Genomic DNA, 965 nt, shown 5'->3' on the forward strand with positions numbered 1-965 from the left:
GGCCTAGCCGGCGCGGTGGCAGGGGGGGTGGCCCGCTGCGGCGGCGTGCTCGCGGTGCTCCCCGGCGGGCGCGGCAACGACTTCGTGCGTGGTCTCGGCCTGCCCCGCGACCCGTGCCGTGTCGCGGCCGGGCTCGCGCACGCCCGGGAACGCCGGGTCGACCTGCCCGAGGTCGGCGGCCGGCCGTTTCTCGGGATCGCGAGCGTCGGCTACGACTCCGACGTCCAGGTGATCGCCAACCGGACCCGGTTCCTACGCGGCCAGCAGGTCTACACCTACGCGGCGCTGCGGGCGCTGGCTGCCTGGCGCCCGGCGCGCTTCACGGTGACGGTGGACGACCTCGCACCTCGGGACCTGGTCGGGTGGACGGTCGCGGCGGCGAACTCGGCGTATTACGGCGGCGGGATGCGGTTCGCCCCGGGGGCGGACATCGCCGACGGGCTGCTGGACGTCCTGCTGATCTCGCGCACCTCCCGCCTGACGTTCCTGGCGCTGTTCCCGCGGGTGTTCTCCGGGCATCACGTCGACACCCGGCACGTGCGGGTGCTGCGGGCCCGGCGGGTGCGCGTCGAGGCCGACCGGCCCTTCGCCGTCTACGCCGACGGCGATCCGCTGGCGTCGCTGCCGGCGGAGATTGTCGTGCGCCCCGGTGCCCTGCGGCTGCTCGTGCCGGTTATTCCGGGGTCCTGAAGCCGGATTCCGGGGCCGGGCGGTCGGGTTCGGCCGCGGTGGGTTCGGCCGGGTCCGCGGTCTCGGGCCTCGGCGTGGTCTCGGGGGTCAGTGTGATCTCGGGGGTCGAATGGTAGTCGATGCGGCCGGCTGCCTGGGGATAGTGCAGGTCGAAGGCCGGGCGTTCGGAGCGGATACGCGGCAGCGTCCGGAAGTTGTGCCGCGGCGGCGGGCAGGACGTCGCCCATTCCAACGAGTTCCCGTAGCCCCAGGGGTCGTCGACGACGGCGAGTGGG

Annotated in this window: 1 protein-coding gene and 1 pseudogene; one reads left to right on the forward strand and one right to left on the reverse strand. The window is 74.5% G+C overall.

Translation table 11 applies throughout. The features are described from left to right. On the forward strand, positions 1-690 hold a 690-nt coding region (locus AC08OU_RS24400; protein WP_476605914.1), incomplete at its 5' end, for a diacylglycerol/lipid kinase family protein. Here the strand turns inward: AC08OU_RS24400 and AC08OU_RS24405 are convergent. Beyond that, a pseudogene (locus tag AC08OU_RS24405) lies at positions 674-965 on the reverse strand (aa3-type cytochrome oxidase subunit I); the annotation flags it as partial. The gene AC08OU_RS24400 and the pseudogene AC08OU_RS24405 overlap by 17 nt on opposite strands.

This window comes from Frankia sp. CcMO1 (assembly GCF_977945845.1).